9 protein-coding genes are annotated in these 13,332 nt (G+C 52.3%); 3 read left to right on the top strand and 6 right to left on the bottom strand.

Annotated features, from left to right (window positions below):
• Window positions 1-58: 58 nt before the first annotated feature.
• Window positions 59-694 (bottom strand): peroxiredoxin-like family protein, encoded by a 636-nt coding sequence (locus F0155_RS00090; protein WP_150522433.1) that lies wholly within the window; start codon window positions 692-694, stop codon window positions 59-61.
• Between the two features lie 243 nt (window positions 695-937).
• Between F0155_RS00090 and F0155_RS00085 the strand changes: the two genes are divergently transcribed.
• From F0155_RS00085 to F0155_RS00075, 3 genes are all read left to right on the top strand, one after another.
• Window positions 938-1,561: a cytochrome P460 family protein gene (locus F0155_RS00085; protein WP_150522432.1), complete on the top strand. Its 624-nt coding sequence runs from the start codon at window positions 938-940 to the stop codon at window positions 1,559-1,561.
• Window positions 1,562-1,666: 105 nt separating this feature from the next.
• Window positions 1,667-2,620 carry a cytochrome P460 family protein gene (locus F0155_RS00080; RefSeq protein ID WP_150522431.1) on the top strand — a complete coding sequence of 318 codons (954 nt, stop codon included), beginning with the start codon at window positions 1,667-1,669 and terminating at the stop codon, window positions 2,618-2,620.
• 7 nt (window positions 2,621-2,627) lie between these two features.
• Window positions 2,628-3,194, top strand: coding sequence for a cytochrome b/b6 domain-containing protein (locus tag F0155_RS00075; protein ID WP_150522430.1), 567 nt, complete (start codon window positions 2,628-2,630; stop codon window positions 3,192-3,194).
• Between the two features lie 84 nt (window positions 3,195-3,278).
• On the opposite strand, the gene F0155_RS00070 is transcribed toward F0155_RS00075, so the two are convergent.
• The 5 genes from F0155_RS00070 to F0155_RS00050 all read right to left on the bottom strand — a co-directional run bounded on the left by F0155_RS00070 (window position 3,279) and on the right by F0155_RS00050 (window position 13,246).
• Window positions 3,279-4,544 carry a beta-propeller fold lactonase family protein gene (locus tag F0155_RS00070; RefSeq protein WP_150522429.1) on the bottom strand — a complete coding sequence of 422 codons (1,266 nt, stop codon included), beginning with the start codon at window positions 4,542-4,544 and terminating at the stop codon, window positions 3,279-3,281.
• A 392-nt stretch (window positions 4,545-4,936) separates the two neighbouring features.
• Entirely contained in the window at window positions 4,937-7,693 is a 2,757-nt protein-coding gene (locus F0155_RS00065) for a hybrid sensor histidine kinase/response regulator (protein WP_150522428.1), read from the bottom strand.
• A 214-nt stretch (window positions 7,694-7,907) separates the two neighbouring features.
• Window positions 7,908-10,208, bottom strand: coding sequence for an ATP-binding protein (locus F0155_RS00060; RefSeq protein ID WP_161599731.1), 2,301 nt, complete (start codon window positions 10,206-10,208; stop codon window positions 7,908-7,910).
• A gap of 330 nt (window positions 10,209-10,538) precedes the next feature.
• Window positions 10,539-12,803: an ATP-binding protein gene (locus tag F0155_RS00055; protein WP_161599730.1), complete on the bottom strand. Its 2,265-nt coding sequence runs from the start codon at window positions 12,801-12,803 to the stop codon at window positions 10,539-10,541.
• A gap of 53 nt (window positions 12,804-12,856) precedes the next feature.
• Window positions 12,857-13,246, bottom strand: coding sequence for a response regulator (locus tag F0155_RS00050; protein WP_204934364.1), 390 nt, complete (start codon window positions 13,244-13,246; stop codon window positions 12,857-12,859).
• Window positions 13,247-13,332: the final 86 nt, after the last annotated feature.

Here is a 13,332-nt window from a genome sequence, read left to right as displayed (position 1 = left end):
TGCTCAAGGTTGCTGGGCGTTCAAATGCTCCGCACCATAATAGCAGGCTAACCGTTGTTCAGACGCCGAAGCTATCAAGGACAACTTCCGGTCCGGTCCGCCATCTTTGATCGTTTTCGCTGAATGACTGTTTTACGATGTGATCCGGGCCAATCAGGAATGTGGTCGCAAGTGGCAGGAACCAGGCATCATTCCCGTAGTACTGACCAAGATCAATGTCGAGAGATCTGAAAAAGTCCTGATCGATATTCGGTATGCGAAACAGGCAGCCATATTCCAGACAGGTGATGCTGTCCGCGTCGCAGAGAACTTCAAACGGCAGGTCGAGAGCTGTCTTCGTTTCTGCTGCCCTGCCGTTTACCTCTGGGGTGATGATTACGACATTGAGGCCCTTTTCTAGAATGGCCTTCCGATTTTCGCGAAAAGCGGTTAGCTGGGCATTGCAATACGGGCACCACAGTCCGCGCATGAAGAGAATAATAAGGCCGTTCTCTCCCATCAGCGATGCCAGGTTGACCAGTTTGCCTTGGGTGTTGGGAAGCAGGAAGTCAGGCGCGCGTTCTCCAGCCGGAATGCGTCTTTCGCTCTGGTTGATCTGCGTCAGTAGGGCAGCCATCCGGGAGTCGTGCTCTGCGTAAACGTCACTCGTTTCGCGAGCAATCCGTTTTACTGTGTCCATCAGCAGTTTGGTCAACGGGGTTCTTGCTCCGCTCGATTTGGTCGCAAAAAACTAGCCAGTGAGAAGGTTTCTTACTTCATCTCAATATATATGCATCATCCCTTGGTTTCAATTTCAATAATGAACTTAATGAACGCCTTTTGTTTTTGTTATTTCAATAATTTACTTCGACTTATGAAAACCATAAAGCAAATCAATTTCATATGAAGGCTGCCACCCTCTAGATTTTTGCCAGTGTCAAATCTGGAGATAACGTAGATGAAATACGCGCTAATGGCTGCTGCTGCAATGGCCGTAATTGTCACAGGTGGTGCTGCACTGTCGACAAAGACCGTTCAGGCCGAAGAAGCAAAAAACAACTATGGTGTATCCATTATACCTGAGTGGAACGAAAAAGGCGAGTTGATCCGTCCAAAAGGTTTCAGACATACTTGGGTTTTCATTGGTTCTCCTTTCACGCCGAACGCATTGAATGGTGGAGCCGCCGGTTTCCCCGAATATCACAATGTGTACGTTCAGCCGGATGCCTTCCACGCCTACCGGGCGACTGGAAAGTGGCCGGAAGGCACCATGATGCTCAAGGAGCTGCAGCTTACTGATCATCCGGGCGAAGAGGAAGACGGTTCTCGCTATGAGGTTTCTGGTCGTGGCTATTTCCCGGGTGCAGTCAACGGCATGGACGTAGCCGTCAAGGACACCAAGCGGTTTGCTGACTCCAACGGCTGGGGCTATTTCAACTTCGGTCACCATGCTCCCCCCTACAAGGCCAGTGCTCCGGCTGCTCCGAAAGAAGCTTGCGCCCAGTGTCACATCGATAACGCAGATGAAGACATGGTCTATGTGGATCTCTACAAGCCGATCCTCACTCCGTTGCCGAACTAAGCGTTCGAACATCCTTTGAGATGTGCAGGCTTCCGCTGTCGAATACAAAATTCGGCTGCGGAGGCCCTTTTATTTCTGATGATGCAACTGGGAAAGGACCCTTCAATGAAATCCCTACGCTCAATCGGCGGGCAACTCTTACTTTCGGCTGCCTTGTTGGTGGCCGCCATTCAGGGTGCGCAGGCCGACATCGTATCTGCTTATGGAAAGTATGTAGACGATAAGGGCAACATCGCACTTCCCGAGAATTTTCTGCTCGAGTGGGTCCACATGGGCAGCTGGGCGGTTCTGGAAGGTGAAAAGGCCAGCGGCTTGCACAATGTTTACGCGCCGCGCGATGTCGTTGAATACTATCAGAAAAATCACGAGTTCCCTGACGGGGCGATGATGATCAAGGAAGTGCGCGGTGCGCGCGGATCCACGCACACGACAGGCGAAGCTTTCTGGGCGCAGGATGTGGCTGTGTGGTTCATCATGGTGAAGGACACGCAGAACCGGTTCCCAGATAACGCTCTCTGGGGTGAAGGTTGGGGTTGGGCCATGTATGAAGGCAAGGACCGGACCAAGCAGGTTGCCTCGGATTACAAGTCTGACTGCCTGGGCTGCCATGTCCCGGTTCAAGATGCCGACTGGACGTATGTTTATGGCTATCCTGTCCTGGGCGATGAAGTGAGCAAGTTTGCCCCCAAAGCGGAAGTTACTCCCGCCAAGGCGGAAGAAAAGGCTATGGCTGACAGCGGTATTGACGAAGCAGTCTTGAAGCAGGGGGAAAAGGTGTTTCGCCGCTGCAAAGCGTGCCACTCCCTGGAAGCCGGAAAGCACAGAACCGGTCCATCCCTTGCCGGTCTATTCGGACGCAAGGCGGGAGGTGCCGAGGGCTACAAGTATTCTCAGGCAATGCTGGATTCGGATGTTGTCTGGAATGCAGAAACTCTCGACGCGCATCTTTTGGATGTCCCGAACTTCATTCCGGGAAACAAGATGGGCAAGGTGTTTCCGGCTGGTGTGAAGAAGGCCGAGGACCGCAAGGCCGTGATCGAGTTTTTGAAAACGCAGTAAGGCATCAATGCTGTTCAGGAACGCTTCGGATGGCCGCACACCGGCCATCCGATACCTTCATCTCATGTTGATCGCGACTATGACACTTGCATTTGCAGCAGGTGGAATTGCTTTCAACTTCGATGTGCAAATGCCTATCCGCTTGCGGGATACTCTCTTTAACATTCACCGGCTTGCGGGCGTTTTCTGCATTTGTCTTGTCGTCACGTGGGGCTGTCTCGTGTTGGCGCGCAGCCTAAGGTCCGGGATACGGATGAAGATGCCGACAGCGCTCGGTGCTTATCATGTGTTTCTTCTGGTCCTGGCCTTTTTGGTCCCCTGTCTTCCCTGGATCGCACGCGCCCTGGATGGCCGGTGGGAAGAGCTATACGTCCTGATATCGCCGTACAATCTGGTCTCTCATCCAACAAGTCAGCTTACTTATTGGTTGCTGGACAAGCACAAGCTGCTGGTGGAGTTGCTGGCTTTTCTTCTTTTAGGCCACATTGCGGGTGCCCTGTATCACGCGGTTGTCCTGAAGGATGGTGTCTGGCGCGGAATGTTCTCCAGGTCGGAGACCTCTCGGCGGGACTGACGGTTCTTCACGTCTTATGGATGGACAAAAAATAGCCGCTCCTTTCGGAGCGGCTTTTCAGTTTGGTGGTTCTGTATCAATCAATCAGTCGATTGCGACCATGCCATAGGCACCGATCCTCGGCAGACCGCCGATCAGTTGGCCGGGACGCAGCACGTTGTTCTCGTCGATGTCAACAACCATCACCTGACCGGTATTGCTGATCAGCTGGAAGATCTGGTCACCCTTCGGGCTGAGGGTTGCATCGCCAAAGAACAAGGTCTCCGGGCGGACCTTGAGGGCCTGTGCCTGTTTCAACCGGGCAGAACCGTCTTCAGCAATGTCGAACGAGCTGTAAGAGCTGGACAGCGGGTTCATTGACCAAAGGGTCTTGCCGTCTTTCGACAGAACAACCCAGCAATTGGAGATTTCTCCACCTTCAACGCCGCCATATCCGGTCAGAACATCGCCGGAGATAAGTTCGAGCTTGCCGTCCTTGCTCAGGCTGTAGGTCGACAAGGAGCTTGTCTGCCAGCTATAGCCCGGGCTCAGTGCAACCTCGCCAGTGCCGGCCCGCAGTTGGAAGTCTGGTGTCAGGAACCGGGCTTCCGACATCAGGACGATGTCCTTGTCGCCACGCTGTGCGATGGTGAAGCCGACCGGGATCGCCTGGAAACGACCTTCAGCGCGCGGCGAGTCGACGGTGGATACCGGCGCATCGGACAGGTTGGAGCCGTCATGGGCAAAGGCATGGATCTTGCCGGTCACAAGCTCATTGACGATGACATGCGTTCCGTCGCTGGAGAAGCGGATCGTGGAGGGGCGAGCCATCAGGTCCCTGCGAGAACCGGCTACTTCGTGGAGTTCGCCGTCCTTGATCTGGAACGCACCGATGCTGCCGGAGCTGTTGTCGTTGCCCACGCTCGCCACAACGACATTGTCTCCGTTGATCGCGATGGAAACGGGGAACTTGTCGCTTGCCTTGACGGAGTTGACGGCTGTCAGGGCGCCATCTTCGGCAACCTTCAGAAGGGAGACAGTGCCATCACCCGGGTTCACGACAACAAGGTGCTTGCCGTCTGCGGTTTTCTCGATTGAGTTTGCGGAAATAAGCGGGTCATCGCCGTTCAGCAGCGGGTGTGACTCATCCTTCTGCAAGGCCGGAATTTCAAGGTCGCCAGTGCCTGTCCCACCTGTCTTGAATTCGCCCATGACCGAGTAGGTGCCCGAAGCGTCGGATGTATAGGCGACGACAGTGTTCGCATCTGTCTTGTTGGTCACGCTATAAAATGTGGCGGCATGCGCTCCACCGAGCCCAAGCATTGTCGAGCAAAGCAGGGCACCCAGAAACGGTCCGGATATTTTTTTCATTCGGTTTCTCCCGAGGGTTTATGTTGCCGGGGAGGCGCTCAAACCATGTGGAGAACCAGACCAGATTTGTCCTGCGTCTGCTCCATGCCGTTGCTGGATGGAGAAGGAGGACAAAGGTCGTCATTGGTTTACGAAGCCTCGCCGGATGTCGGTCATATTGACAATTACCTAGAGGGAGATGAAATTGAATTGTTGAATTATTTCCATAGGGTGAAGTAATTTTTCGACGAGCCGCGGATATTTTTTGCGTTCATTGGCAGTCTTTGCGGGGGTGAGTTGAAGATATAAAAGCCAGGGAAACTTCTCCCTGACAATAATTCTCAAGATGTATGCTGGTCAACGGTCGGTCTTGGTCCCACTCCGATGCAGGCTATAATACTAAATGCTTCGGCCTATTTCATACTTGCGCTCGAGCTGACCAATCTAGGGGTTTGCCCCTTTTGCAGCTTTTTCGCTTCGGCCAGGAAACCGACGACAATCGAGACGATATCGCTTTCGCCGGTTGCCGACTTGAGCAGAACAGCGTCTATGGCCGGGTGATCCAGTTCCTGTTCTCTGCCCGAGAGCACAACGACCACGGTGTTTCTGGGGTCTGGAATGTCATCCAGAAGATCAAGGCCGGTTGTAGAGTTCGAGTTCAGGTCGATATCGATGATAATGAAGTCGAACTTGCGCTCTTTCAGGCGTTCCCGAGCTCCTTCAAGGGTCGTCTCGTGAACATAGGTAACATTGTTATCCAGCGTAGCGCAGAGAACTTCGGCAAAATCGGTATCATCCTCAAGATGCAGGCCACATAATTCGGCGGGATCATATTTTGCGGCCGGGTGCAGGATGTCAGTGTTCTTCTGTTCTTCAAACTCTACAGTAAACGTTGTTCCCACACCTTCTTCGCTGGCGAAGCGGATCTTGCCGTCCATTCCGTCCATAAGTTTCTTGCTTATGCAAAGGCCGAGGCCTGTTCCGCCTCTTTCCCGACTATCGGAGCTATCGACCTGACTAAAGGGGTCGAAAATTGTTCCATGATATTCTTTGGGTATTCCACATCCGGTATCAGTCACAGAAATGCGGGCAAATTTGTTCAGGCGTGTCACACGTAGATCAACATTACCGCAATCGAAGCTGAACTTGATGGCATTTGACAAAATGTTGGCGAGTACCTGTTTCAAACGAGCCTTGTCTGCAAGCACATAAACCGGTTTGTCTGCTTTGGACACGACCAGCGAAATATTGCGGTCATTGGCCAGATCGATATGCTGATCGCCAGCTAGTTCTGCCATCTCATTCAGGTCAACCAACTCCATCTGGAACCGCACCTTGCCGGACCTGAGTTTCTCAAGATCCAGTATTTCGTTGACCAGATAGGATAAGCGATCAGTATTTTTTGCCGCCAAATGAAGCATTCGCGTCAAGGTTTCGGGGAGAGCTGTTGATGAGGCCAGTTTTTCGGCAAGAACCAGGGATCCCCGAATGGTGGTCAAAGGGGTGCGTAACTCATGACTTACAGTTGAAACAAATTCGTCTCGCATGCGGTCAATTTCTTTCCGATGCGAGATGTCGCGAATGACGCCGATAAAATGGCGCTCTCCATTGAGGTAGAGGGTGTTCACGCTAAGTTCGATCGGAATTTCGGCTCCTGTTTTTGAAACCGCTACTTGTTCGCGCAGGAATTTCCATCCAGCTGACTCGTTTTCAGTGCCTCGGTTCGAAAGATACTTGCCATGCACTCTTGCGATGGCGGTTGGCATGAGCGCACCGACATCCTTTCCGATCACTTCGTCTGCGGAGTAGCCAAAAATACTCTCCGCACCCGTACTGAATTTGACGATGTGTCCGGAGGCGTCGATGACGACAATGCCATCGATTATTTGTTCGATGATGGTTGAAGACTCATTTTCTGAGTCCAACAGAGCCTGGGTGCGGTCCCTGATTGCTGCAACCAGATATCCAAGTTCATCCTGACGATCGTCGGGGAGGACTTTTACCAGATCATGCGGGTCGTTCCGCTGAATGAGCCTTGCAAGCCGAATGAGGGGCTGAATGAAGCGGTCCCCGGCAAATGCGATTGCGATTGCACACAGGCCCAGTATCAATAGGCTGGCAAGCAACAGTTGATTTCCAAGGGATTGCGCGTTGGCGTAAAGCGCCGATGTCGGAACAATCTGCACCAATCCAATCTTGGCAGATTGTTCGTTGAAAGAATCTGTGTCCCGGATGAAGTATGCTGTCGTTTCGCCACCCGGAAGCGCGCCTTCCCGATCCTTTGTGGCAAGAAACTCAGTAACATGCGGTTCAGCCACGTAGTTGGCAGACTCCTTCATTTGCAGATTTGAGACCAGGGCTGCACCTGACCGAGGATCGCGCACCATGTAGTCGCCATTTCCGTTGATGGCGATAATTTTGTTGCCAGAGGATATGTTTGTGAAAGCTGACTGAAGCAAGTCTTCATAGTTGATATTGATAACCAGAAAGGCAGCTCTGCGGCCCAGCTTGTCATCAATCGGGAGCATTGCACGCAGTGTCGGAATGCTGCGGCTATCTATTTTTCCGTGCTCCCGATTAAACGTCACTTCTGAAAAAGCAACGGAATTTACTCTGGCGGATTGTGCAATCTTGAAGTAAGGCTCCTCGCCCTTTTGTTGCAATTGATCGGATGAGATTTGCAGAACACCTAATTCTGTCCGATCAACGCGAACCAGTTCCCGGCCAGCATCGGCCATCCCGATCATCCGAAACTGGAAATACTCAGGGCGGTTGCGGATTGCCGTCGAGAGTATGACTGACAATCGGGACGCAAGAGTTTCCGCGGAGGTGCCGTCCAGAGGATCGACCCCATCGTTTTCCATTGCGCGAATGAGAGCCTGAACGGGTTTGGCTTCCGCCACGAGGCGTAAATCGTTTTCTATACCGCGGTAGGCATTTGCGAAAAGGACCGCCATCAGACGAGTTTCGTCGGCAAGTTTTTCGATGGCCTGTTCTTTCAAGGCCGACCGGAATTCCAGAAACGCAAACCCGCCCGCCGATACTGCAGTGAATACGCCGCATGCCAAGGTCAGGGCAATAAACCGCGTTCGTATGGATGCGAAACCGGCGGGAGGCGCGCGATAGGCTTTTTCGGAAGGTCTGTCGGTGCACTCGCGGGTTTTGGACATATTGATGCTTCTTACATTGGGCTGTTAGATGGGTCGACAGATCTCAATATTGATCGATTCAGGGCATTCACAATTCGATGTCTTCAGCTTATCAAAACGAGATCAAGTAACAGTCTAGTAGGTCGTCTCGGTTTGATTAAAAACATCACCAGTTTGGAACATTTTTCTAACGTATTTTGATGGCCGATCTGAAGGGTGCCGAAGTCGGCGCCATTTACATGCGGTTTGAACGAGCGACCACATTTTCTTCACTCTGATTGGCAAAGTGGCCTTCGCCAGCGGGAAACTCGATGTTGAAGGTGGTGCCGACACCTTCTTCGCTTACGAAGCCGATGTTGCCCTCCATCCCCTCAACCATGCGCTTGGTAATGTTGAGCCCGAGTCCAGTGCCGCCCTTGGCCTTGCACTCTGCCCCGCCAGCCTGACTGAATGGGTCAAAAATGTAGGGCTGGAAGCTTTCCGGGATACCCATCCCTGTGTCGATGACAGATATTGTGACCTTGTCCTTGTTTGCGGTGACCTTCACTTGAACCGTACCGTTTTCAGGACTGAATTTTGCGGCATTGGAAATCAGGTTCGACAGTACCTGCTGCAGCCGATGCTTGTCGGCGACAGTGACAGCGGCATTCTGGTCCTTAACAGTTTCAAGGCTGACGTTCCGGCCTTGCGCAAAATGCTGGTTCAGGTCGACAGCTTCCTGAGCTTGATCATTGAGGTCGACCGGCTCCATGTCGAATGACATCTTGCCTGAACGAAGTTTCTCCAGATCCAGGATGTCGTTGACCAGAAGGTTGAGACGCTCGGAGTTCTTCAGCGCCAGTTCCATCATTTTGGCGATGGTTTCAGGAACCGAACCATCCTTCGACAGATTGTTTGCCAGAACCAGCGTGCCCCGGATTGAAGTAAGGGGCGTGCGCATCTCATGACTGACAGTGGATACGAACTGGTCACGCATCTGCTCGATGGCTCGGCGTTCCGTGATGTCACGCACGACGCCGATGTAGCGCCGACGGTCATTCAACGTGAGTGTGCTCACACTGAGTTCGATCGGCACTGTTTCCCCGTTCTTCTTGAGACCTTCCTGTTCTCGCAAGGACCGCCAGCCGTCGCCTTCGTTCTGGCTGTTTCGAGTGGTCAGGAAAGTGTCGTGGACCGACGCCATTTTCTCGGGCATCAGCATTCCCACGTTCTTGCCCAGAACCTCTTCCTGGCTGAAGCCGAAGATCTGCTCGGCCGCCGGGTTGAACTTCTCGATCCTGCCCTGGTCGTCGATCATGATGACGCCTTCGGCAACATGATCCACCAGTGCTGAGGCTTCCGCCTTGCTTTCAATCAGTGCCTGCGTTCTCTGCTTTATCGCGAGGGCGAGGTAACCCACCTCATCGTTACGGTCATCAGGCAGCTCGCGGATGAGCTCCTTGTTGTCTTTCGTTTCGATTTGCTTTGCGAGCTTGATCAGCGGGCGGATAAATTCCCGGCCGGCAATTGCGGTGCCGACGGCGCAGACCAATATGATGATCAGCCCCACACCAGCTACCCGGATGCCCAGCTTGTTGGCATTTGAAAAGAGCTCAGCCTTCGAGATTTGCTGGATGATGCCAAGAGCGGCGGATGTCTGTCTGCTCTTGTTGGCGACATGCGAGAAATATGCGAACGAGGTGTCTTCTTCTATCAAACCTTCAGAACGTCCAGATTTGAGATAGGCGTTCACGAGTGAATTGGGCTGATAGGCGTCATCCCCGAAAATGAACAGGTTTCGTTCCAAACCCTGTTCTCCGGGCAGGTTTTCCATGTAATCGCCGTTCCCGTTCACCGCGATGACTTGGCTTGAGGGCGAAATGTTGAGGAAAGCCGCCTCGAGCATCTTCTTGTAGTCAACGTCAATGACAAGAACCCCAAAGCGTGTTCCCAGCGGGTCGTCAACCGGGAGCATCCCGCGAAGTATGGGAACTCGCTGTCCCCCATCCGCATTGTCAGCCGCGAGAAAACTGACGTTGGAAAATACCAACTGGTTGAGATTGGCGGACATGCCGACGGCAAAATAGTTTTCACTACCTACGGCTTTCAATTTGCCCGGGCGTACGGTTCGCAAGCCGAAATCAGATCTGAAGACGTGAACAAGTTCACGGCCGTCTTGCTGAGCTTCAATAAGACGAAACTGTATGTATTCGGGACGATTGCTCAGGATGGATGAGAAAATGGTGGCCAATCGGGCATGGAGGTCTTCCGTTGTGGAGCCGTCCTTGGGGTCTTCTCCATCATTTTCTGCAGCTCTGACAAGACCTTGTACGGGGGGAGTGCTTGCCACAGCGCGAAGGTCTTCCTCGATTGTTCGATAACCGGCTGCAAACTGTGTCGCCATTAAACGCGTTTCGCTCGCGAGCTTTTCAAGAGCCTGCTGTTTTGTCAGTGTCCAGATTTCCGAAAAGGCAAACCCGCCTATGGCAAAGGCGCTTACGAGGCCGCATACGAGGGTAAGGACAATGATCCGGTTCTGCATTGAACCGGTGTTCATCCTCGATTTTGTCTTCTCTGCAGGATGTTTTCTACGGTTCGCTTCTCTCGTGTGGTCCAGCATCGGATTATTCACTTCCCTTGCCTTTCAGAGGCATTCGGCAGTTCCGATACGGTCGACCGGACAGCACAAATTCCCGGTTTACGATGCGGTTCGAATTCTCCTTTTTTGAGAGATTTTTCGGATCGCAATCTAAAGTAGTGTACTTTTCTTACGTTGCGTAAATCTAAACGGAGCAGTGTACTGGATTGATTGTTCTGGGAAAAATGCATCGTCACTAAGAAATTCTGAAATCGGTCAGAGAATGCAACAGTATGGCGATCGGTAGTCTCACGCTGCCGATAGCTTGAAGCTGAAGGTGCTTCCCTTGCCAACTTCGCTTGCAACGTCAATTCGCGATCCATGGGCATCGGCAAGTGCCTGGCAAATGGATAGCCCTAAACCGGTGCCCTGTTTTGCCCGTTTGTCCGTGCTGTCCACCTGGTAGAAACGTTCGAACAAGCGATCAAGAGCCTCCTCGGGAATTCCGGTGCCCCGATCTGTGATTGCGATGGAATAGTTGTCGTCGATCTGGCTGACGCTCACTGTTACTTCGGAATTCTCGGGCGAATATTTGGCCGCGTTGGATAGAAGGTTGAGCATGATCTGGCTGACCCGCATGGAATCTGCATACGCGATTGCCGTCGGGAGTTCCGTCTGCAAGTTGATGTCGATGTTGCGGTCAGCGCAGTAGGACCGGAATTCTACCACTGTGTCTTGCGCGATCTTGACTAGGTCCACCTCTGCGATATCTACCGCAAGCTGGCCCGCTTCAAGCTTCTCTGAATCCAGAATATTATCCACCATGCTTTTCAGGCGGACGGCATTCTTTTGAGCCATTTCAAGTAGTGGTTTTTGCTTGTCGCCAAGTGGTCCGAAGGCGCCGCTTGTAATGATACCCAAGGATCCAATCATCGCCGTGATGGGGGTGCGTAGCTCGTGACTTACCACAGCGATGAATTCGCTCTTCAGTTTTTCTATTCGTTTTTGTTCGGTGATGTCTTGAAGTATTGTCCAGATGATTGGCATGCCGCCTGGAATGTCAACGAGAAGAGAGTTGATGATGGCGTAGTGTCGGTCAGAACCGGAGACGAACTCGACTTCGACTGGTCCGACATGGCCGTGGGTTTCAACGTCTTCTAGATAATATTGACGATCTTCATCGGAGAAGGCGCTGAAGATATTTCCGAAATCGGTTCTGGCGAGTTCCTGTTTTGTAAGGAAGCTCAGGCGGGCGAAGGTTTCGTTACAATCGACAAACCGCCCGTCGCGGCTGGTCTGCAAGATACCGACAGGCGCGAGGTTCACCAGCGATCTGAACTTCATTTCGCTTCTCTTGATCGCAAGCTCGGATGTTTTTTCCTTCGTTACATCCTGTCCGATGACGATGTAGTTTGCGATCTTGCCATCGTCGCCAAAGATCGGCTGAATTTCTATCAGGTTCCAGAATGGGGTCCCGTCCTTTTTGTAACTGTGAATGACTTCCCGGCAAGACTGACCGTTTTCCATGCAATGTCGGAAATAGGAGAGGGTGCCGGTATCGGAGCCCGGCCCGATCATGAACTCGCCAAAGGTTTGTCCCATGACCTCTTCGCACGTGTAGCCCGTGGTATCCATGAAGGCGTCATTGACCCATTCGATCTTGCTTGCCGCATCGAGAATGTTGACGTGGTTCTTTGTCTTGCTTGCAACGAGTGCTAGGCGCTTGGATTCTGCTTCGCTGCGCCGCAGGGCATCTTCCGTATCCTTGAATTCAGTCACGTCCGTTCGTACACCAACGGTATATCCTCGGGACGTGCGCCGTTCATTTATCTTTAGCCAACTTCCATTGCCTAGTCTTTGCGTGACCGAATGCATTGGTTTTTTGTGAAGCATCAGGCGTGCCTTAAGCCAAGCCTCTTGCTCTTCCGGGTTTTGTCCTGCTTCAGCGTATTGACCTCTTAGTAGCCCGTATCGAAGGATGTCCTCGAATTTGGTTCCGGGTGTCATAACGGCTCGGGAGTGGCTGTATAGTTCCTTATAGGCTGTGTTGCAGAAGTGAAGACGGTCATCCGGGTCGTAGACGACATATCCTTCCGCGGTTGCCTCAAATGCGTCTTGCAAGACTTCGAGTTCCTCAAGATGTTTCCTGTCGCTGGCTCTTTGATGAAAGCCGAGAGTCAGTCCCGTCAGGATTGGCTTCAAATCTTTCCATTGAGCGTGTTTTGCCCCTTCCAGATACATAAAGCCAAGAAGCTCATCCCCCTTTATCAGCGGTTTGATATCTGGAGACACGGAGGACATTCCCTCATCATAATTGGCGGGCAACCCGACGATTAATTGTTCTTCCGCTTCCTTTTTTGACCCAAAACCCGATATCGCCATTACGCTGTATTCAAAGCCATGCGATTTGCTGCAATGCTCGACTTCAATGATCGCACCTTGCCGCGATCCGAACAGTGCGCAAATCTGCGACAATGCGCTGCCTATATCGTCATAATGCGGCGCCATTTCATGGAAGAGGGTTACAACTTCCAAAATCGTGGGTGTTGCAGTAGGGGTTTCGACCTTGGTCATGGAACTGCGGCTCGGCATCACTCGACCCTCTAAAGGTGTTCAGATGAGAGATCTTATGCGGACGTCAAGTCGGTCCAGATCTTGCGAATTTGATCAGCAAGGGTCATGGGGTCGAAAGGTTTCGAAACGATCCCCGTTGTCGGGAAACTCATCAGTTCCTCGATCTCGTTGGTGTTGGCCTTGGCGGTGATAAAGACGACCGGAGTGTCCTTGAGTTCGTCCAGCTTCCGAATCTCGACCAATGCTTCTGGGCCGGTGCAAACCGGCATCATGACATCGAGCAAAATCAGGTCTGGGCGATTGGTCTTGGCGAGCTCAACCGCTTCAGCACCGTTTTCGCATGAGTGGACCTCAAACCCTCCGATCGCGCTGAGGGTCAGTTGGACGACCTCCCGAATATCGGGCTCGTCGTCGGCGTACACGATCGTGTTCAGGCTGGACAAACGCAAAACTCCAACTGCATTTTCTATAATCGCAACTAAAGAGAGTGTCTCTCGGGAAGTTGAATATATTGTTACGTTGTTTTCTA

Origin of the sequence: Roseibium sediminis, from assembly GCF_008711325.1 — a bacterium.
GTDB classification, from domain to species: Bacteria; Pseudomonadota; Alphaproteobacteria; order Rhizobiales; family Stappiaceae; genus Roseibium; species Roseibium sediminis.
This window is presented reverse-complemented; position numbering and strand designations above follow the sequence as displayed.